16 protein-coding genes are annotated in these 22,622 nt (G+C 45.9%); 6 read left to right on the top strand and 10 right to left on the bottom strand.

Features of this window, described 5'->3' with window-relative positions; all coding sequences use genetic code 11:
- Positions 1-201: 201 nt before the first annotated feature.
- From ABQ275_RS01850 to ABQ275_RS01840, 3 genes are all read left to right on the top strand, one after another.
- Positions 202-3,045, top strand: coding sequence for a PKD domain-containing protein (locus ABQ275_RS01850; RefSeq protein ID WP_349316564.1), 2,844 nt, complete (start codon positions 202-204; stop codon positions 3,043-3,045).
- A 19-nt stretch (positions 3,046-3,064) separates the two neighbouring features.
- Positions 3,065-4,096 carry a PorP/SprF family type IX secretion system membrane protein gene (locus ABQ275_RS01845; protein ID WP_349316563.1) on the top strand — a complete coding sequence of 344 codons (1,032 nt, stop codon included), beginning with the start codon at positions 3,065-3,067 and terminating at the stop codon, positions 4,094-4,096.
- 186 nt (positions 4,097-4,282) lie between these two features.
- Positions 4,283-4,636 carry a T9SS type A sorting domain-containing protein gene (locus tag ABQ275_RS01840; RefSeq protein ID WP_349316562.1) on the top strand — a complete coding sequence of 118 codons (354 nt, stop codon included), beginning with the start codon at positions 4,283-4,285 and terminating at the stop codon, positions 4,634-4,636.
- 82 nt (positions 4,637-4,718) lie between these two features.
- On the opposite strand, the gene ABQ275_RS01835 is transcribed toward ABQ275_RS01840, so the two are convergent.
- On the bottom strand, positions 4,719-5,891 hold the full coding sequence (locus ABQ275_RS01835) for a class I SAM-dependent rRNA methyltransferase (protein WP_349316561.1): 1,173 nt from the start codon (positions 5,889-5,891) through the stop codon (positions 4,719-4,721).
- 250 nt (positions 5,892-6,141) lie between these two features.
- On the opposite strand from ABQ275_RS01835, the gene ABQ275_RS01830 reads away from it, so the two are divergent.
- From ABQ275_RS01830 to ABQ275_RS01820, 3 genes are all read left to right on the top strand, one after another.
- Complete coding sequence (locus ABQ275_RS01830; RefSeq protein WP_349316560.1) at positions 6,142-6,738, top strand: nucleotide exchange factor GrpE; 597 nt, start codon at positions 6,142-6,144, stop codon at positions 6,736-6,738.
- Between the two features lie 114 nt (positions 6,739-6,852).
- Positions 6,853-8,022 (top strand): molecular chaperone DnaJ, encoded by a 1,170-nt coding sequence (gene dnaJ, locus ABQ275_RS01825; protein ID WP_349316559.1) that lies wholly within the window; start codon positions 6,853-6,855, stop codon positions 8,020-8,022.
- 133 nt (positions 8,023-8,155) lie between these two features.
- Positions 8,156-9,097, top strand: a complete 942-nt coding sequence (locus tag ABQ275_RS01820; protein ID WP_349316558.1) for a class I SAM-dependent methyltransferase — start codon at positions 8,156-8,158, stop codon at positions 9,095-9,097.
- Positions 9,098-9,101: 4 nt separating this feature from the next.
- Here the strand turns inward: ABQ275_RS01820 and ABQ275_RS01815 are convergent, their stop codons facing one another.
- From ABQ275_RS01815 to recG, 9 genes are all read right to left on the bottom strand, one after another.
- Positions 9,102-10,847, bottom strand: a complete 1,746-nt coding sequence (locus ABQ275_RS01815) for a von Willebrand factor type A domain-containing protein (protein WP_349316557.1) — start codon at positions 10,845-10,847, stop codon at positions 9,102-9,104.
- Positions 10,848-10,908: 61 nt separating this feature from the next.
- Entirely contained in the window at positions 10,909-11,445 is a 537-nt protein-coding gene (gene hpt / locus ABQ275_RS01810; protein WP_349316556.1) for a hypoxanthine phosphoribosyltransferase, read from the bottom strand.
- A 52-nt stretch (positions 11,446-11,497) separates the two neighbouring features.
- Positions 11,498-12,958, bottom strand: coding sequence for a glucosaminidase domain-containing protein (locus tag ABQ275_RS01805; protein ID WP_349316555.1), 1,461 nt, complete (start codon positions 12,956-12,958; stop codon positions 11,498-11,500).
- Between the two features lie 38 nt (positions 12,959-12,996).
- On the bottom strand, positions 12,997-13,638 hold the full coding sequence (locus ABQ275_RS01800) for an O-methyltransferase (RefSeq protein WP_349316554.1): 642 nt from the start codon (positions 13,636-13,638) through the stop codon (positions 12,997-12,999).
- Positions 13,639-13,821: 183 nt separating this feature from the next.
- A complete protein-coding gene (locus ABQ275_RS01795; protein WP_349316553.1) occupies positions 13,822-14,520 on the bottom strand; it encodes a TIGR00730 family Rossman fold protein in 699 nt (232 codons plus the stop codon).
- Positions 14,521-14,944: 424 nt separating this feature from the next.
- Positions 14,945-15,526, bottom strand: coding sequence for a hypothetical protein (locus ABQ275_RS01790; protein ID WP_349316552.1), 582 nt, complete (start codon positions 15,524-15,526; stop codon positions 14,945-14,947).
- A 20-nt stretch (positions 15,527-15,546) separates the two neighbouring features.
- A complete protein-coding gene (locus ABQ275_RS01785) occupies positions 15,547-16,572 on the bottom strand; it encodes a PorP/SprF family type IX secretion system membrane protein (RefSeq protein ID WP_349316551.1) in 1,026 nt (341 codons plus the stop codon).
- Between the two features lie 6 nt (positions 16,573-16,578).
- Positions 16,579-20,244: a PKD domain-containing protein gene (locus ABQ275_RS01780; protein ID WP_349316550.1), complete on the bottom strand. Its 3,666-nt coding sequence runs from the start codon at positions 20,242-20,244 to the stop codon at positions 16,579-16,581.
- A gap of 162 nt (positions 20,245-20,406) precedes the next feature.
- Entirely contained in the window at positions 20,407-22,443 is a 2,037-nt protein-coding gene (gene recG / locus ABQ275_RS01775; protein WP_349316549.1) for an ATP-dependent DNA helicase RecG, read from the bottom strand.
- Between the last annotated feature and the right edge of the window lie 179 nt (positions 22,444-22,622).

Here is a 22,622-nt window from a genome sequence, read left to right as displayed (position 1 = left end):
GCAGCTCAACCCGGACGTATTTGTGTACTATGCGGAACTGGTGTGCGATAAGGGGCAGCCGTTTATATTGAAAGGGAATGTTACGCTGATCAGATGAGGACCGGTGCTGCACAAAGCAACTGCCGGAAACAGATCAGGATAAAAATACAAAATCAAAAATTTAAATATATATAAATTTCGTTAATTTGTGGTATGCATCCTATGAAATACCTACAGGCAAAGTGTCTATGGGCAATATTGCTCCTGATATTCCTACTGCAAGGAAATGCGTTACTGGGCCAGCAGGCCAACTTTAGCTATACAGCCGATCCGGCCAATAGTTGTACGCCTGTAACACTCACCTTTCAGAATAGTACCACGGGTACGCCTATTGCCTATAACTGGGATTTCGGGGACGGCAGAACTTCACATGATAAGCATCCACAGATAACATACATCACCTCCGGTCCCAAAAAGGTTACCCTGGAAGTGGAATATAGCAATAGTACAAGCACCTACTGGAAAGAATTTGTGGTAGGCGCAACCCCGGAGGTCGCATTTACCTCAGATGCAACCAGCAACTGTAAGCTTTACACTGCAAACTTCACCGACGCCACCCCCAATGCCGTCAGCCGCACCTGGGATTTTGGCGATGGCAGCGCACCGGTGGTTACCGGTAATGCCTTCATGGCCCATGCGTATACCAAAGCCGGCAAATTTGATGTAACACTCACCGTTACTAACAGCAACGGCTGTACGTCTACCCTGAAGAAAGCAGCATACATCACTATTTCCTTACCGGAAATTACCCTCAGTACACCAGCAACCGGCTGTGTACCTTATTCAGCAGCACTTTCAGCCGCTTCGGTCAATGAAATCAATGATCCGGTTTCTTCCTGGGCCTGGAATTTCGGAGATGGCAATACACAAACCACCAGCAGCGGTTTTGTATCGCACGACTATACGCAAACCGGCACCTACAAGGTGGATATAACCATTACCACGCAAAGCGGTTGCACCATCACTACATCATTTGATGAACAGATACGCACCGGCAATCCCCCATCCGGCGTGAGTTTCAGCGCAACGCCAGCCAATACCTGCGTAGGCAGCCCTGTGAGATTACTGGCCACTGCACAAAACGCAGATAGCTACCGCTGGGATTTTGGCGACGGGCAAACAGAAGAAAGCAGCGACTTTGACATCAGGCATTCTTTTGTCACCAATGGTACGCTCACGGTACAAATGCAAGCCGGCAACAACGGTTGCTACACTGCTGCTACACCAGCTACCGTAACGGTAACCGGTCCTGTATCTTCCTTTTCCGTACTGCGTGACTGTACAGACAAAAACAAATTCATTTTTACCAATACAGCCATTGGAACCAATCCCAATTCCACTTTTGAATGGGACTTTGGAGATAACTCCCCGGTTGTACATACAAAGGATGCCGTACACAGCTATGCCGCGCCCGATAACTATACTGTGCGCCTGACCGTAGGAGAAAACGGCAACAGCTGTAACCACAGCAGCTATCAGGTGGTGTATTCGTTCAGTGCAGACTTTTCAACCGGCGTCAGTTCCATCTGCCGGGGCAGTAAAGCCACCTACGAAGTGCTGAATGTACCGGTAACACTGGTAGACAGCTACACCTGGCAACTGGGCGACGGTACGGTATATACCACTACAGATCAGTTCTATGTTAAAACCTGGGCCACCACCGGTACATTTGATGACATGCTCACTATTCATTATAAAGATCCCGCTTACTGTGATGACATTGTAATGAAAACGGCCAACATCAATATCCTGGCGCCACAGGCAGATTTCACTACCGGCTCGGCCACCTGTGCAGGACAGGATGTTACCTTTATTAACTTAACAGCCACATCTCCCAATATCCCTGTCGCTACCTGGCAATGGGATCTTGGTAACGGACAGTCGTCCGCTGCACAAACACCCGTTGCTTCCCGCTATTCGGCCTCCGGTGGATACCCGGTAAAGCTGGTAGTAACAGATGCCCGCAACTGTCAGGATTCCATTACAAAAAATATCAACATAGATCCCACGCCTTTTGTACACGCATCTGTACAGCAACCAAAAATATGTGAAGGCAGCAGTGTGGCGTTACACGCCCAATCCGACGGCAATGTGCAATGGCTGTCATCCAATAATCTTAGCTGTATGTTCTGCAATGATCCGGTAGCCTCTCCACTGAGTGATGCCCGCTACCTGGTACAGGCGACTAACGTTTACGGCTGTACGGTACTTGACTCTGTAGATATTGCCGTAGTACCCAAAGTAAACCTGACCGTCAGCAACGACACCATCGTTTGCTATGGCAGCTCCGTAAAACTACAGGCCAGCGGCGCCGCCATCTATAGCTGGACGCCACTGACGGGCCTTACAAACAACACCATTGCCGGTCCCGTAAGCACGCCTACAGAGGATATTACCTACCAGGTAGCCGGCACCAACGATGCTTTATGCCCTGCCAGTGCACCGCTATCAGTAAAAATAGCAGTAAAACAAAACCCCGAAGTAAATGCCGGTAAAGATCAGACCGTGATGGTGGGTGATGTGGTAAAACTAAGCGCCAGCGGCAGTGTAGACGTTGTAAAATGGGAATGGACTCCCACAGACTATCTTGACGCGCCTAATTCTCCCTTTGTAACAGCGGCTGTACGGAAGCCCATCACTTATAGCATTACAGGCACTAACCAATACGGATGTACGAAAAGTGATGTGGTGAATATAGACCTCGTTTGCAATACAGATGTGGTATTCGTCCCTAATACCTTCAGTCCCAATGGTGACGGGCAGAACGACATCTTTTATCCACGCGGCAGAGGGGTGAGCTATATTAAATCTTTCCGCATTTTTAACCGCTGGGGACAGGAAGTATTTCACCGCGAACGCATTAACATAGAAGATATAAACGCAGGATGGAACGGCAATTTCAACGGTAAGCCACAGCCTTCGGATGTATATATTTATTTCATAGAAGCTTACTGTGATACCAATGATTTTTTTCAGCTGAAAGGCAACGTAACATTACTCAGATAATTATTTTAACCTGGCCAACATGAAAACCGTATACAGCATATTACTGGCGATAGTTTGCATAACAGGAGCTCCGCAACTGTTTGCACAGGATATCCACCTGTCGCAGTTCTATGAAACACCCATTCTCCGGAACCCTGCCCTCATAGGCATTTTCAACGGAGACGTGCGTGTACAGGCGGTGTACCGCAACCAGTGGAATAGTGTTACCATTCCGTACCAGACAGGTACGGTGAGCGGTGAAATCAAATTCCCGGTAGGCAACAGCAATGACTATCTTACTACGGGGCTACAGGTTACTTACGACCGGGCTGGCACTTCCAGGCTACAGTCTACACAGATCTTTCCCGCTATCAACTACCACAAATCCCTGAATGAAGATAAAAGCAGTTTCTTGTCACTCGGCTTCATGGGCGGATTTGTGCAGCGGCAGTTTGATCCTACCAACATGACCTTCAACAACCAGTATACCGGTGGCAGATTTGATCCGGCGGCAGCTACCGGCGAGGAAGGTAAACTGGCTCTCAAAGGTTACAGCTACCTCGATGCAGGTGTAGGTATCAGTTATAACAGTGTGATCGGGGAAGATGTGAATTACTTCATCGGCGCAGGCTATTTCCATTTCAACAAGGCTAAAATATCTTTCTACAACGATAAAAATATTGAACTGGCGCCAAAAATGACTTTTAACGCCGGCATTACCATCCCGCTGGATGAAAGGGTGAAATTAATTGCTCATTACAACCAGTTGCACCAGGGCACCTATTCAGAATATATCGGGGGGGCGCTGATCGGTTATGGTTTGATGAATGAAGGGCTGGAATCTACCCGCGCTATTTATGGCGGACTCTTCCTTCGCTGGAATGATGCGATCATCCCGACCATCAAAATAGATATGGACAAATACGAAATAGCGATGAGCTACGACACGAATATTTCCCAGCTGAGAACAGCGAGCCAGAGCTTTGGCGGCTTCGAAATATCGCTGGTTTTCAAAGGATTCCTGAATAGCCGGAATAGTACTTTAGAAAGCGTGAATTGTCCCAGATTTTAAACAATTGATTATCATCTACTTATAAAAAATTATTAACAAGCGTTAAATTTTTTATAAAAAAATGAGACATCCTAACAAAATGGCCTGTAGTTTGTTATTTTTATATAAGAGGAAGATGGAAAAAGTGTCGCTATTAACAAACAAAAAATAGGAAATATTTGAAAAAAACTTTATTTTTATAATACTATGTGGAAAACCTCTACCCTCATTCTCATAACAGTTTTCAGCCTGTTATCCTTCACTGGAAAGGCTCAAGGCGATAAACCCCTGCCGAATACGGAGGAGGGTAGCAAAATTGTTAAACTTTATCCGAACCCAGCTACTACTACTATTTACTTTGAAATTCAACAACATAATAACGATCATGTTTACGATCTTATTGTATATAATTTTCTGGGAAAGAAAATTGAGCAATTAAAAGGCGTAAGTAACAGGACTTCTGTAAGCCTGGATAATTATTATAACGGACTTTATATTTTCCAATTGCGCGATCAGCGTGGGAATCTCGTAGAATCCGGGAAATTCAATGTCGTAAAATAAAAATATTTCTCATCTGGCATCTTCATAAAAGAAAAAGTCACGATTTACATCGTGACTTTTTCTTTTATAGCTTCTTTTACTATCAGGAAACTTCTACAATCAGGAATTTCAGGTACGTTGTATTTTCGATATTACGCAAAATAGGATGATCCTGGGCCTGTGTCTGGAAAGTTACCTGCCGCAGTTTCTTTTTAGCATCCCGGGCCGCTGCATCAATTGTTTCGAGGAACAAGGAAGGCGATACCAGGTTTGTACAGGAAGCTGTAACCAGGAATCCACCGGGTTTCAGCAGCTTCATGCCACGCAGGTTGATTTCCTTGTAGCCTACCACTGCTTTCTGAATACTCTCGCGGCTTTTGGTGAAAGCAGGCGGATCCAGGATCACCACGTCAAACTTGCGTTCGTCGCGGGTAAACTGTTTCAGTTGGTCAAAAGCGTTCACGGCTTCAAACTTACAGATGTCCTGGAGGTTATTCTGCTCCGCATTTTTGCGGGCAGTTTCTACAGCATGTGCTGAAATATCCAGTCCCATGACGCTTTTAGCACCATAATGCCCGGCATGACAGGAGAAAGTACCGGTGTAGCAGAATGCTTCCAGTACGTCCGCATCTTTTACGATATGCTTGATTTCACGGCGGTTATTCTGTTGATCCAGGAAATAGCCTGTTTTCTGGCCATTTTCTATATCTACATGGAATTTCAGCCCGTTTTCATTAATAATAAGGTTCGTATCGAATGGGGCGCTGAGAAAACCTTTTTGTTGGGTCATGCCCTCCAGTTCCCTTACGGGCACATCATTCCTTTCATAGATCCCTTTGGGTGAAAAAATCTGGTTAAGCGCCGCTACGATGGCATCTTTCCATTTCTCCATTCCCAATGCCAGTGTTTGCAGTACGAAGTAGTCATTGAATTTATCGATAACGAGCGCAGGCAGTTCATCGGCTTCTCCGAAAACCAGGCGACAGTTTTCCACATATCCCAGTTTTTGCCGGTATTCCCAGCATTTCAGGATCCGGCGATAAAAGAACCCGGCATTGATTTCCTCGTTCTTATCGCGGGTGAGCAGGCGTACCAGTATCTGTGATTGCGGATTAATGTACCCACGGCCCAGGAAAAAGCCCTTATGCGTGTATACATCTACAATATCACCGGCATTTACATCCCCTTTTATTTCAGCCACTTCATTTCCAAAAATCCAGGGATGCCCGTTTAATACCCGGTTCTGTATCTGCTTCTTTAAAAAAACTTTAGTCATTACTTAATGTATTTCGAGGAGCAAAGGTAACCAGGATTACCAGGATTATAATCGATTAACCGGATGGGAGTGAAAGATTAAAGTGGATATAAAAAGCGGATATAAGCGAACTGTTCGTTCCTATCTTCTTCACCCATCCGGTTAATCGATGATAATCCCGGTAATCTTGGTCCGGTCCTGTCTTTTTGTCGCGCAAACCCGTATTGGCAAAATAATTGACTGCTTATCTTTGCAGATAATCATTACTATTATGACAGAAAAAGAACAAGACATGCAGACAAACGGGCAGGCAAACAATGCTGACGGAAATGAGAATAGCATGCCGGATAGCAATGCTGACGAAAATATTAACAATACTTCAGATATAACTAACGAAGCAGAAGAAGTAGCAGAAATAGGAGATATGGAGAAGAAAGAACAGGAACTGAATGAGTTACGCGATAAATATCTTCGTCTGCAGGCTGAGTTTGACAACTACCGTAAACGTACTGCAAGAGAAAGGATAGAGCTGATGCAAACAGCCAGTAAAGAAGTTATCATATCTTTGCTGGATGTACTGGACGATAGCGAAAGGGCGACCAAACAGATGGAAGTCGCCACAGATGTGGATGCCTTGAAAGATGGTGTGATGCTGGTATTTAATAAGTTAAAAACCACCCTCCAGGCCAAAGGTCTGAAACCCATGGAGACGATCCATACATCGTTTGATCCCGATCTGCACGATGCTATTACTGAAATACCCGCTCCTACACCGGATTTACAGGGTAAAGTAGTGGATGTATTACAAGAAGGATATTACCTGAATGACAAATTGATCCGTCACGCCAAGGTAATAGTGGGCAAATAAAATGACGATGTGGCATAACCTGCAACGATTGCCTATGCTGAAAGCTGACGTAAAGCAATATTTTTTACCGAAACAAATACCCGTGGTTTCCACTGGTAATAAGTAATTTTTATAATGTCTACCAAAAGAGATTATTACGAGATACTGGTTGTTGCCAAATCCGCCTCCCAGGATGAAATCAAGAAGGCTTACCGCAAGGTGGCTATGCAGTTTCACCCTGACCGCAACCCGAATAACAAAGAAGCCGAAGACCATTTCAAAGAAGCTGCCGAAGCCTACGAAGTACTGAGCGATCCTGATAAAAGGGCGCAATACGACCGTTTCGGACATGCCGGTATGAATGGTAACCGCGGCGGTGGATACGGTGGCGGTGGTATGAATATGGACGACATATTCTCCAACTTCGGTGACATTTTCGGTAACGATGATATTTTCGGCAGCTTCTTCGGAGGTGGCCGGAGTGGTGGTGGCGGAAACCGCCGTGGACGTGGAACACGTGGTTCTAACCTGCGTGTGAAGATCCGTCTTACCTATGAAGAAATCGCCAAAGGCGCCAACAAAAAGATCAAAGTAAAGAAATATGTTCCCTGCCAGCACTGCGGTGGCCTGGGTGCTAAAGATAAAAATGCATTTCAGACCTGTAATACCTGCGGCGGTTCCGGCCAGGTAAGAAAAGTAACCCAGACTTTCCTGGGACAAATGCAAACCGTTACCACCTGCCCTACCTGTCATGGTGAAGGCCAGATCGTTACCAGCAAATGCGGCCACTGTAAAGGAGAAGGCCGTATGTATGGCGAGGAAATGGTGAGCATCGATATCCCGGCAGGCGTACAGGAAGGCATGCAACTGAGCATGAGCGGAAAAGGTAACGCCGGCGAAAGAGGCGGCGCTCCCGGTGATCTCCTCATCCTGATAGAAGAAGAACCACATGCAGAACTGCAACGCGACGGACTTAACGTAGCGTACGACCTGCACATCTCCTTCCCGGATGCCGTGTATGGTACACACATAGAAGTGCCTACCATCGACGGTAAAGCCAAAATAAAGATCCCCGCCGGCACACAGAGCGGCAAGATCTTCCGCCTCAAAGGCAAAGGCTTCCCTTCCGTTAACTCCTACGAAAAAGGGGATCAGCTGATCCACGTAAACGTATGGACACCGCAAAATATAACCGCGGAAGAAAAAGAAATGCTCGATAAATTACAATCATCCGATAACTTCAAACCCAACCCGGAAAAATCTGAAAAAGGATTTTTTGAAAAGGTGCGGGATATATTCAGTTGATTTTTTGATTTTCGGATTTTGGAATTTTGGAATTTAAAAATGCAGTGGAGATGATTTAATAACAAAAAATCATCTCCACTGCATTTTTAAATTCCAACATCAAAAAATATCAAAATCCGAAAATATTGTTGCTATGGAATCGAAACTGCAAATGTTTGAAAACCGGCTTACCAAAGTATTCCGGCATATTGTGAAGTTGGCCAGGCGTCAGCATATTACCTGTTACCGGGTGTATGATGATGATATTCCTGAATTTCCTTTCAGCATAGAAATGTATGAAGACCATGTGTATATAGCGGAATACAACCGCCGTCACGGGATGGAAGAAGATGCACATGAAGCATGGCTGGATACCTGCCTGGAACTCATCAGCAAAGTGCTGCATGTAGCGCCGGAAAATATCTGGGTAAAACAACGGCAACGTAAAGAAAACAGGAAAGGACAATACGAAAAACTCAGCCTGGAAAGCCATGAAATGACCGTGCTGGAAGCCGGATTAAAGTTTAAAGTAAACCTGTCTGATTACCTGGACACGGGGCTATTCCTGGATCACCGTATTACCCGCAGCATGGTACGGGAAGAAGTGAAAGATAAAAAAGTGCTGAACCTTTTCTGCTATACCGGCTCATTCTCTGTATATGCAGCTGCCGGCGGCGCCGCAGAAGTGACCTCTGTAGATCTCTCTAAAACATATCTCGCCTGGGCAGAAGAAAATATGCGGCTCAATGGCTTCGATACCACCAGGCATCCCTTTGTACATGCGGATGTATTACAATACCTCGATACCCTCAAATTAAATACCTACGACCTGGTTATTATGGACCCGCCCACCTTCTCCAACAGCAAGCGGATGAAGGATTTCCTGGATATTCAGCGGGATCATGCGGAACTATTGAACAAAGTATTGCTGGCTACAAAAAAAGACGGGGTGGTATATTTCAGTAATAATTACCGTCGTTTTATCCTGGAAGAAGAAAAGATCAACGCCACCAGTATCAAAGATATTACCAACCAGACACTCCCTTTTGATTTCCAGCAGAAGATGATCAGGAAATGCTACCGGTTAACAAAATAACGGTTCAGCGTTTTGCCTTGCGCACCATTTTTATCATCTTCAAAAACTCTCCGCGATAGCCTCCTTTGTCGGGGCCCAGCGACTTACGGGCAATCTGCATCACCATGTCTGTATTACCACAACCCCGGTAGGCGGAATTCCGCAATACCAGGCCCAGTAAGGCTACAGAAGCCGCGAAGCGGTAATCATCCGGCGCCTTTTCAAAAGTGGTAAAATCTGCCGGTATAGTACCTGGCAAAGACCGCATGGTGGTATCCAGCGGATCACGGTAAATAATTTTTACATCCGCCAGTAAACTGTCCGCCACACCCGGTGTTTCCTGTGGTATAATTTCATAAAGTGCTACCGAACAATGCCCGCTGCCGATAATGCCACCACAGCATTTATCATCCGATGATGTATCTGTTTCAAATACTTTGTTCTCATAACCAATAAGCCTATACGATTTTACTACAGCAGGGTTAAACTGCACCTCTGTTTGCACATCCCGCGCAACGGTAAAGAGGGTGCTGCCAAATTCACGGGCAAATATTTTATTGGCTTCTTCCAGGTCATCTATATAGGCGAAGTTGCCATTTCCCATACTGGATAAGGATTGTAGCTTGGAGTCTTTATAATTTTTCATACCAAAACCAAGACAGGTAAGCAACACACCGCTTTCCTTTTTCTCGGTAATCAATCCTTCCATTTCTGCATCACTGGTAAGCCCTACGTTGAAGTCGCCGTCGGTAGCCAGGATTACCCGGTTATTTCCTTCGGGGATGAATTGTTCTACTGCAATCTGGTAAGCCATTCTGATAGCTGCCTCACCTGCGGTTGCGCCACCGGCGCTGAGGTTATCAATTGCATTCAGGATCTTTTCTTTCTGATCGCCGGGAGTAGCTGGTAGCAGCACGCCGGGCGTGCCCGCATAAGCTACGATAGCTACCTTGTCAGCCGGACGGAGATTATTGACGAGGATCCGGAAGGCCGCCTGTAACAGGGGTAATTTATTGGGCGTACCCATGGAGCCGGAAACATCTATCAGGAAAACGAGGTTACTGGCGGGCAGGCTGTCCATATCAATGGCTTTTGCCCGCAAAACAATCTGTAACAGGTTGTGTGAAGGTTCCCACGGGCAATTGGTGTAATGGCTGTAAAGCGCCATGGTATTGCCTGGTGGCGGCAATGGATAACTATAGTGAAAATAATTAACCATTTCTTCTATACGAACGGCATCTACCGGCACCTTCTCTTTCAGGCGCAGGAAACGACGGATATTACTATAGGCGGCCCTGTCTACATCCACGGCGAATGTGGATACCGGATGCGCCTTTGCCCGGATAAACCTGTTTTCGTAAATGGCGCCATATGTTTCATTGTAAAAGGTATGGATGCCCATGCCTACGTTTCCGTAGTTGGGGTTACTGTATTGCCGCACGCGGGCGCTGGCTTTAGCCAATGCTATTGCATCCGGTGCTTTACGTATAGGCGACAACGTTATTAGCAGGCGATCAGTTTTTTTAACGGCTACAACCTGGGAGTTATAGCCTTCCTGTGCAAGCAGTAATTGTGCAGTATCGGCAGGGATCGCAATTTTAAAGAGGCCGAAAGCATTCGTCAGCACCCTTGTTGTGTCATTCATAACGCTCACGGCTACACCGGAAATCGGACTGTGTGAAACACTATCCTCTACTGCTCCCGATACCCAGATAGTTTGTGCTTGTATGCTTCCACCCCATAATAATAAGAGTAAAAGGAACTCTCGCATACATTAAGTTAGTGAATTTTTCACGCAAATGCCCTATGGGGTTTCTTTTGCGTGAATTTTCCTACTCAACCAGCTGGTAAATCTCAGGCAGGTTCCGGCCTAAACCGTCGTAATCAAGTCCGTAGCCCAGCAGGAATTTATCAGGAACAGAAAAACCCAGGTAGTCTATTTTTATGGGATGTACCATGGCCTCCGGCTTCGTGAGGAGAGAAGCCACCATCATTCTTTTTGGCTGCTGATGCTCCAGTTGCGGCAGGAACTGGCTCAGTGTTTTACCGGTATCCACAATATCCTCGAGGATCACCACCGTGCGGCCAAACAGGTCTTCATCCAGCCCGATAGCCTGTACTATATTACCGGTAGATTTGGTTCCCTTGTAGGAAGCCAGTTTAATAAAAGAGATTTCCGCCTCAATATTGAGGTATTTGAATATGTCTGCGGCAAACATAAAAGAACCGTTGAGGATTGCGATAAACAAAGGACGTTCTCCTTTCAGATCCCTGTTAATGTCCTCCGCCATCTCTTTGACGCGTTGCTGCAGTTCTGTTGCACCGATATAGGGCTGGAATTTCTTGTCATGCACCTGGATTACCGACATAATACTACTTCATTTCCTTATTTAACAATTGCAAGCGGAAAAAGATCACTACTTACTTATTCACCAGCAGACGCTGTCCTATTTTAATATCAAAGCCCTGCAAGTTATTCCATTGCTGTAACTGGGTTACAGATTTATTATACATTTTAGCAATACCATATAGTGTTTCTTTCGGCTGTACATCGTGGTATTTTACACTGGCTTTCTGCACGGGAGCAGGTTTGTAAACCGGTTGCTTCGGGGTGGCTGTTCCGGAGGCCGGTGCAGGGCTGGTGGTTACATCGCCTACTTTTTGCAGGTCTTCCACCATGGCTACCGGTACTCCGCCCTGTTGCCTGGGCGCTGCTGCCGGTGCTGTTTGCGTTGTCTCTACCGGTTCGGCAGGCGTGCTGGCAGCAGCAGTAGTTTTAGCGATTTCTTCTTTTGCGTCTTCAATAACTTTACGGGGAGAAAAATCGGATGGTGGTTCTTTGTCCTCCTCTTTCAGTACGCGCGTATTTTTGGCCAGCCGGGGCGCTGCATTTGCAAAACCGGTAAGTGTCAAACGCTGACCTGCTGCGGGCTCCTCGCCTTCATGCATTTTATTGCGGCGACGCAGCCATCTTAAACGCAGCCCTTCTGCCTGTGCTACATCGTGTATGGATTCACCACTGGCTACAGTATGAAATTCCTTATTTCCTTTCTTCCCTTTCTTCTCCAGGAAAATGAACATATCTTTTTTCGGCGGACTATCATCTTCCAGATCATTATAACGTACCAGTCTGCTCAAACGGATATTCCGTTCGCTGGCCAGTTGTATCAGGGAAGTACCGGCACTTACAAACAGCACTTTGCTGCCGTTTATTTCAAATACGCCTTTGGGATAATTGCCGGCTACCGGTTTATTATAACCCGTACTGTTGTTATTATTTTTTGAGGGAGATGTTTTAGTTCCCTGGTTAGCAGTGTTGGCTGCATATGCAGGCGCGTCGTCACCGGTTTCAGGTGCTGCCTTGCCCATAGCGATCAGCGTGTACCGCTGCAGGTTATTGTCTTCAATTATTTTGATCAGTTGTTGCGGATAAGTTGGACTGGTTGCATATCCTGCCTGTTTAAGCCCGTACGCCCAGGATTTATAGTCGTCTGCATCAAATTGGAAGAGGAAAGAGTAGCGTGGATTGCTACGCAAAAAATCGGAGTGATCGCGGTAGGACTCAAGGGCGGATTCATATACCCGGAAACATTCCTGGCTGGCATCATCATCGTATTTAATGGTTTTGCCGGTCCAGGTATTTTTGCACTTAATCCCGAAGTGGTTGTTGGACTGAAGGCACAAGGTACCGTTGCCAGACCTTGTTTCCAGGATGCCCTGCGCCAGTTTGATAGCCGCAGGAACGCCACTACGCTGCATTTCCTCCATGGCGATCTTTTTATAGGTAGTAATATATTGCTGGGTAGACATATTCTGTGCCTTCAGCAAAGGCATGCAGCCAATAAGAAAACTGACTACCAATAAAAATTTCCTTACTTGCATGTATTGTCGAATTTAATGGGCATGGTTGAGGTACTGTTTTATTTCTTCCTGATCATCAGTACACCGTCACGGATAGTAAGTAATACCTGTTCTGCACGATCATCTGCCAGTACTTTCTCGCAAAACCTGATCATCGCTTTTGCCTGGCTCCCCTGCTCACTTTCCGGCAATACTACCTGTCCGTGATACAGTACATTATCCGCAAGGATAAAGCCGCCGGGTTTTAATTTCTCCCAAACCTGGTCGTAATAATGTACATAGCCGGCCTTGTCTGCATCAATAAATATGAGATCAAACTCCTCATCCAGCTGTGCAATAATATCTGTTGCTTTGCCAATGTGCATTTTAATTTTATCACTATATCCTGCCTCCTCAAAATATTGCCTGCAAAGTGTTTCCAGCTCTTCATTCACATCTGCTGTGTGCAATACACCATCATCCGTCAGGCCGGCAGCCAGGCAGATGGCAGAATAGCCCGTAAAAGTTCCCAGCTCCAGGATGCGGCGGGGCCGTATCATGTAGCTGATCATGCGCAGGAATTGTCCCTGTACATGACCACTCAGCATATGCGGCAATTCTACTTTGAGGTGTGTTTCCCGGTTCAGGTTATACAGCACTCCGCTTTCCGGACTGGTATATTTTTCAGAAAATGCCTCTACTGCCGCCGGTATAAGCTCCATATATAAAATTTCTGCAAAGCTAATGAAAAAGCATTAAGCGATCAGCATCTGACTTTATAACGGAATATTTACGATTTAGTTATTTAGGAATTTAGTTATTTTAAATGCAGCGAAGATCTCCTGGCAGATCTCCGCCGCATTTAAAATAACTAAATCAAAAAATAACTAAATCCCTAAATATTTTTAGAAGTTCGGACGCAGTTTATTGGTGGTATAAAATACGCGGAAGTATTCCACTACTTCATCTGCTGTATCAAATAATTTCAGCAGTCCCAGATCCTGTGGATTGATATTACTTTCTTTTTCCATCATTGTGGTGCGGATCCAGTCCAGCAGACCACTCCAGTATTCACGGCCTACGAGTACCATGGGGGTTTCTTCCATCTTCTTTGTCTGTATGAGGGTGGCCACTTCAAAAAATTCATCCATGGTACCAAAACCGCCGGGCATCATTACAAAGCCTTGTGAATATTTGGTAAACATCACTTTGCGGACAAAGAAATAGTCGAAATTGAGCCGTTTATCGGGGTCAATAAAATTATTGGGATTCTGTTCATGCGGGAGGGTAATATTGGCGCCAACCGATTTGCCGTTCGCCGCCTGTGCACCTTTATTGGCCGCTTCCATTACGCCGGGGCCACCACCGGTAATAATACCGAATCCTTCTTCTGCCAGCCTGGTAGCGATCTCCTGCGTCAGATCATAATAACGGTTACCGGGTTTTGTACGTGCCGAACCAAATATGGATATACAGGGACCTATCTTTGCCAGGGATTCAAAGCCATCTACAAATTCCGCCATGATCTTGAATATCTGCCAGCTGGAATGTGCCCTCGTTTCCGTCCAATCTCTTTCTTTGAGATTTTTTAAACTATCATTCATGCGATTGCTATTTATTTGCTGTTTAAACAAGCCCACATTACATCCATGGGGTATGATGTAATTTATGTAATTATTGGCTTACAGCGATACAAAGTCAAAAAAGCAGGTAACTTAAAAGAAACCTGCTTTTCATTTAACACGTTATGAACATGCGGCCATGTTTATAAACCTGGCCGCAGAAACGTTGCTAAAGCTGGATATACTAGTTGAATTTTTTGCTAAATACAGGAGGGCAATAATCGCGTGACCGATAATTGTTTCCATAACGTTTAATCTGCATTTAATTTATTAATTATTTAAGCAAAAACCTAATTTAAATTTATCATGTTTACACTAAGTGGCTGTCTTACACAGGACAAAAAAAATGCAGGTATTTGTTAAATACCTGCATGCACGCATCCGCGTAAATATATTGTATACCCGGTCAGAAACCAAGACCAGCGCCTATTCTATAGATCACATTGTTGCGATAAGGAGATCTGTTGTCCTGTAAAATATCATACAAAACAGTGATCCCAACACCTACCCTGCCGCCTACACTCTGCGTATAACCGGCGCCTACCAACATACTGGGTACGCCATAATTGCTTTTAATAATCTGTTTGGGATTAGTATCGTAATAGGTAGATTTCTGACTGATGAAATTATATTCCGGCTGGATATGCACAAACAGCATAGGGAGCGGATATACACGTCCCCAGATACCACCGCCAAAGATGGTGTACTGATCGCGCTGAAGCGTGTTGCCTCCGTAATCACGCGACCTGAAATTGCCATATTGCGCATTCACATTCACACCGGCAGCGATATAGTCGTTGAAACGGTAACCCACCAACGGAGAGATTTCCAGATTTGTATAATCCCCGAATACCATTCCGAATGATCCACCCAAAATAAGCCGGGAAGGATCCAGTCCTTTACGTGTAGCCGTATCCGTTTTATAATACTGTGCCTGTGCAAACTGTGCACTAACCAGGAAAAATAAGCCTATCAATACTCCTTTCATAATTGATTTGTTGCGTTATACTAAAATGATGGACAGATGGTGGACCTTTTTGCATTATTAAAGCTCCGGTCGGAATATAAACCACTGAATACAATGCCAATTTCATAGGCGCCGCGGCGGCTGTTGGCAGTAGACAGCGTTGATGTGGTTACATCATAACTGAACATCATCTTTATATTACTGATCTGATAACCAACCAGGAACACAGCTGCATCACTTAAACGATAATACACACCTCCGTACACCTGCTTCTCCCCATCGCCGGATAAATTATAAGCAGCATTCAATCCGCCCACCACTTCATGTGTACCGGCCTGCTGTGAATAATAACCACCGGGATTGATGATAACCTGGTCGCTCAGTTTAATACTGGCATTCAGGAACCCGATGTAACGACGCGGCACCACATTGTTGCCGCTATAAAAAGTTTCTCTCGGCGTATTTACGTGCTGCACAGAAAAACCGGCATTTACATACAGGTTCTCTGTGGGAAAATAAGCATAATTCATCCCTACCTGTAAATCAAAGTAACTGATACTCGATTGTGTAATCGGTTCTGATGTTGACATCTGCGAATCAAAGAATTTACCATTCCACTGATCACCAAAAGTAAGCTTGGTAATATCCACGCGCTTATTGGCGGTACCGGCATTAAAGCCCAGGGATAAGAGACTGCTTTCTCCCAGAAGCTGGTGATACGCAATAGAGCCGTATGCTTTGGTAGAAGTAAGGTTGCCGCTACCTGCCACATCGCGCAGGATAACGCCGCCTATACCTACCCAGCCGTAAGTGAGCTTATCGCGGAACAACTGAAAATCACCATAAGCAGACATCGTTCTGTAAGGCACAGGAATGCTTGCCCACTGATCGCGGAAGTTAATACCTACCCGGAAATTTCCATCAGGAATAAACCCGGTATTAGCAGGGTTGGTGGTTAACGGTGAGTTGAAATACTGCGAAAAGTGCAGGTCCTGTGCGTACCCGCTCAGTGCAGTAATGAGCAACATTACCAAACCTGTTGAAAATTTAACAATCTGCTTCTTCATGGCTCATCATCTTAACAAGGTTACACTGCCCGACTTATTGGCCTTTGTGCCATCTGTAAACTCCAGGTTTACAATATAGGCATAAGCATCCATCGCCTGAATGGTGCCTTTAAAGGTACCATCCCAGCCTATTCTGGGGTCATTACTTTCAAATACCAGCTGCCCCCAGCGGTTAAAAATTTTAAGATTGAACTTGGCCGCGCCAAAACTCTTCACATTGAATATGTCATTCTTGCCGTCGTTGTTCGGCGAGAAAGCAGAGGGTACATCAAACAACGGCACTACGATAGCACTGATGGGTTTACAAACAGTTTCCGTACAGCCTTCCAGGTTAGCAGCGGTAAGACAAACATTATACGTACCTGTTTTGAGATACTGATGTTGCGGATCTCTCACAGAGGTAGTATCACCATCTCCAAAGTTCCACAGGTAATGTGTGGCATTCTGGGAGAGGTTAGTAAAGGTTGCCGGTGTATTTTCTGTGGGCTTGAGTGGGGAATAGTCAAAATCCGCTTTCGGCAGATCTGCTACCAGTATCACTTTGGTGATACTGTCTTTCTCGTTACAGGTATTCTGATCAATAGCCACCAGTTTTACTTCCCACGAACCCGCTGTATTAAAGGTATGTAACGGATAAGGATCGGAGGAATAAGAGTTATCATCTTCAAACCACCACAGGAAGCTTTCACCACCCAGCGTAGCATTATCCATCTGCAGTTGAGTACCTACACAGATAGTATCCGGCGAATTAAACAACGCGGTAACGTCTGCGGCTACACGTAATGGAATGGTTTCTGTTTGCGGTGCATTACAGAAATTCGTATCTACGAGTGTAAGTGTTACGTTATAAATACCCGGGCTTGCAAATTGATGTGGGTAATCCATTTTTGGTGGTCCAACATATTGAGGTGGGGTACCATCTCCGAAATCCAGGATGAAAGAACTGTCTGTGAATACGCCGTCCGGCTGGTCTGGATGTGAGCTATTCGTAAAAATGTAGGACAGCGATTCGCAAGGTGGCTGCCTGTGCGGAGTAAACGCCAGCGTAGCCCTGTTGAGTCCCAGTTTCACTTCTGTATATACCGTATCGGTGCCATTACAACTGGCCGCATCAAACTTCACCAGCCGGACGGGATAAGTTCCTACTGCTGCGTAAGTGTGCGTCATGGTGGGCACTGTGGTGGTAATATTACCCGTGCCGTCTCCGAAATTCCATTCCCACTTATCACCATGCGTGCCGGTGGTATCTTCAAAAATAATCGCTTCCGGGAAGCAGTAATTCTTTCTGCGATCCTTTGTTTTAATACTGGCTTTCACACCATCCAGGTTGAACGCAATTTTCAGTGCACCGAAATTACATCCCTGCGGCGGCGTACTGGAATAGGCGCCCGGCGTGGTAGGATACCGTGGCTTGCTGCCATTGTTGCTAACATTACACCAGGCACAAATACCCTGGTAAATGATACCGTTACGGTCAAAGCGGCTAGTACCGCCATCCACGTGTTCGTATAAACCGGCGCCACCGAAATAGCTGCCGAATAAGATATCTGTTGCATCCCGTTGCAATACAAAAAAGTAAAAATCCATCCCGTCGGTAGTACGTTGCAGTGGATTTTTTATGGGCATACCCGCAGTACCTGAATTAGGATAATGCAGGGAAGTATTGATACCGCCCCCCCATCCGGATACATACACATTTTCGCAGCGGTCTACCAGGAAGGCCGTAGGTGAAATAGCCGGTGTTCCAGCCACATTACGGCTCTTGCCAAAAGTGGTGGAATATACCAGCGCAGAGAGGTCCGGTTGCAATTTGGTAATGAATTGTAGTGATTTATCATTATAAAAAGTGCTGGTACCGGCAGGCTGTTTTGAAGGCCAGGTACCTTCCGTAGTACCCATTACATATACAAACCCGTTTCTATCCAGCTGAATACCGTACACCTGGTCGGGAGACGGATCATCAGACCCGATGTAGGTACTTTGCAAAATGGAACTGCCATCGTTGGCAATATGCGCAATAAAGCCATCGCAAACACCACCACGGTAAGCCGGATATACTGAATTACCCTTCATCGGAAAATTTTCACTGGCCGTACCACCCGCTACGTATAATGTATTTAGACCGTTCAGCGCAATAACATAGGCAGCATCTTCTTTGGCACCGCCGAGGTAACTGGCCCATACAAGGCCCTGGCACATGGGGTTGATCTTCATCACCACGCCATCCTGTGAACCACCGGGAGCGGGTTGAAAAACCCCGGCTGTTACCGGAAAATCTGTTGAGCGGGTACAGCTGGCCACATAAATATAGCCGGCATTATCTATCACTACCTCGCTGCGGGCATCATCGCCGTAATTACGTAACAGCACCCAATCGCCACCTTCACGGTTATCTCTCATATTCACGCCATCATCCCCTGAACCGGCTATTACCAGCGAACCGATAATACCTGTACCGGTGGCATTCAGTTTGGTAACGATAATATCCCATCCTCCCCTGTTGCCAATAACATGATCATTGGGGAAATTGCTGGAGGTAGTTCTGCCTGAGATCACGAGGTTGCCCTGCGGATCTACAAACAGGCTATGCGGCTGCTCTACGCCGGTACCGCCCAGGTAAGTGGCATACAGCAAACGGCTTCCGTTTGGCGAAAATTTGGAGATGGCGATATCGAATTTGTCGCCACCAAAAACACTTTGTACGGCACCCGGTGTAACCGGGTAACCGTTATTGAATACGATACCGCCGCCATAAAAGTTGCCGGCATCGTCATAAGTAGCGGTAAAGCCCCAGTTATCTGCCCGGGAACCGGAAACGGTGGAAAAAACGTACACCGGGTCAATGACCAGCGGATAAGCAGGGTTGTAATCACCGGATATCTTAAAGCCCAGCCTGGTCCCGTTTAAACGATAGGAAACTTTCACCGGAACCCGCTGATTATTAACATACTGATAAGCAAAAGGCAGTTGTTCTATTACATCGCCAACGGATGTACGCACATACAGTTGTCCTTTTTTCAATTCCAGCCCTGTAGCGCCTTCATACGACAGTTGGATCTTATCGGGGTTGGCGCCGGGTTGTAAAATGAGGTCGTATTTCAACTGGGAAGCATCAGAATAAATGTGTGCATCAATACCGGGGTAAAGCGATTTATAGAACACTCCCTGGTAAGACTTAACGCCTGAAGCCCATTTGCTCCGGTCGTTTCCGATAAAGTAATTACTGATAACTTCCTGGGGTTTGTCCGGTGTTATTTCAGGGTTTTCATTGGCATTGAGAAACGTTACATTGTAGGCATGCCCTCTTACATTTGGTGCGGCGCCCGGCCTTGGTGGCGGTTTCTCTCCGGTAGAACGGGTGTCACCGCCTTTATATTTCTTTATTTCCACCAGGGTGGTATCGGTGCCGCCGTGAGAATGACCATGAACATATTCATTCAAAGCATACATATCATTCTTGTTAAAAACCAGGAAAGTAAACCCTGATTTTTTCAGATAGATAGCAGCGCCGTCAAGTTCTGTTTTGTATAAGACCTGCTGATCCCACTGTCCTTTATTTTCAACAAATTTCAATGGTGTAAAATTCGTTGATTGTTGCGCCAGAACGAGGTGTCCGGTGAACAACAGCAGGATAATCATTCCAATAAGGCCGGTCGGGAAAGTAAATTTCAACGGGATCAGATTTATTTTTATGCTTAAAAACTAATATACCATTATAAACGCAGAAGCCTGTCAAATTGTTACGGGTGCGCGCATAATAACACTGCTGTTATTGTACAGTTCAAGCGTTATACTAAAATATCAGACTGTATAAATTAATAAACGTTAAAAAGGTCAGGAAATTTTACTCCATTGAGATTTACTTCGCTGGGCAGCTAAAAAATCATTTAAGGCTTGATTCTCAGGCAACATGAGATCTGTATCCTCTTCCAGGATCTTTTCCGCGCTGGCACGGGCGGCATCCAGGATCGCCTTGTCATTGAGGATATCAGCCAGTTTAAAGTCCAGTATTCCACTCTGACGGGTACCTTCAATATCACCCGGCCCCCGGAGTTCCATATCTTTCTCAGAGATAATAAATCCGTTGTTGGTTTGTACCATTACATTAATGCGTTCTTTTGATACCTGGCCCAGCTTATTGCCGGTCAGGAGGATGCAAAAGGATTGTTCCGCCCCCCTGCCTACGCGGCCACGCAACTGGTGCAACTGGGAAAGCCCAAACCGCTCCGTGCTTTCTATCACCATAACAGACGCGTTCGGTACGTTCACCCCTACTTCAATCACCGTGGTAGCCACCATGATATTTGTATCGCCGGATACAAAACGTTGCATATTGGTTTCGCGCATCTCCGCCGGCTGACGACCATGCACCATGCTGATGTAATAGTGCGGTTCGGGGAAAAAAGCTTTTACTTCTTCATAGCCCTTCATCAGGTTTTCATAGTCCAGTTTTTCGCTCTCCTCAATGAGGGGATAAACGATATATGCCTGTCTGCCTTTCTTCACTTCTTCCTTAATAAAATCCATCACCTGCGGGCGCTGGTATTCTGTACGATGTACGGTAGTAATGGGTTTGCGGCCGGGCGGCATTTCATCTATCACAGAAACATCCAGGTCCCCGTAAATGGTCATGGCGAGTGTACGCGGAATAGGCGTTGCTGTCATTACCAGGATATGCGGTGGAATATCATTTTTTTCCCATAGTCGTGCCCGTTGTGCCACACCGAAACGGTGTTGTTCATCCACGATGGCCAGGCCCAGGTTGCGGAAGGCAACGCCTTTTTCCAGCACGGCATGCGTACCTACCAGGAAATGGATACTGCCATCGGCTACGCCTTCCAGTATCTTTTTGCGGGCCTTACCTTTGATGCTGCCGGTAAGTATGGCAATGCCTACCGGCATATGTTGCAATAATTCGGAAAGTCCTTTGAAATGTTGCTGGGCAAGGATTTCAGTAGGCGCCATCAGGCAGGCCTGGAAACCATTATCCATTGCCAGCAGCATGGCAAGCAGTGCTACCATGGTTTTACCGCTACCCACATCTCCCTGCAACAGGCGGTTCATTTGCCGGCCATGTACAGTGTCCATCCGTATTTCTTTCAACACACGCTTTTGTGCGCCGGTCAAACTGAAAGGAAGGTGGTTGTTATAGAAGTCATTGAATGATTCTCCGACCGCCCTGAAAATATAACCATGCGATTGTTTGTGTCTTTTGATTTTTAACCGGCAGATACGGATCTGTGCTATAAACAGTTCTTCAAATTTCAGTCGGCGTTGTGCCAGCTGTGCTTCTTCCTCGTTGCCGGGCTGGTGTATTTTAAAATATGCGGTAGACCTTAACATCAACCGGTACTGCTGTAATATGCCCACCGGAATATTTTCCCTGATTTCAAGGGGAGATAATTGTTCGAGTAATGTTTTGGTTAATTTTCCTATAGCCTTCGCCGTTAGTCCGCGCGCTTTCAGTTTTTCAGTAGTATAATAAACAGGTTCCAGGAATTGTTTGCCGGTAGCCAGTTCTTCTGTGAGCAGGTCCATTTCCGGGTGTGCCAGCTGCGGTATCCCGTTAAATACGGAGATCCGGCCAAACACCAGGTAGCCCACATTTTCGCGCAGTGATTTCTGCATCCATTGCCACCCCTGAAACCATACCAGGTCAATAGTGCCTGATTCATCTTTCAGCGTGGCCACTAATCTTTTCCCCCTGTTTTCACCCACTACATCCATGCGGATGATCCGTCCGCGGATCTGCACAAAGTCTTCGTTACCACTCAGGGAAGCAATCTTGTCTATCTTGGTTCTGTCTACATACCGGAAAGGGAAATATTGCAACAGGTCGCCGAACGTATGTACACCGATCTCTTTACGCAACAGTTCTCCCTTCTGCGGGCCTACGCCCTTCAGGTATTCTATCGGATTTGATAATATGGTCGTGAAAGTAGAAATAGGTGTTAAATTTTTGACCAGGATTAAATGGATTTAAATGATTCGCCTGATTGAACTTTTGTTATTCAGAGAAGATAAACTATCTATCCCAACAAAAGTTCAAT

The organism is Chitinophaga sp. MM2321, assembly GCF_964033635.1.
Lineage (GTDB): Bacteria > Bacteroidota > Bacteroidia > Chitinophagales > Chitinophagaceae > Chitinophaga.
The sequence above is the reverse complement of the archived record's forward strand: the minus strand, read 5'-3'. Positions and strand labels throughout refer to the sequence as shown.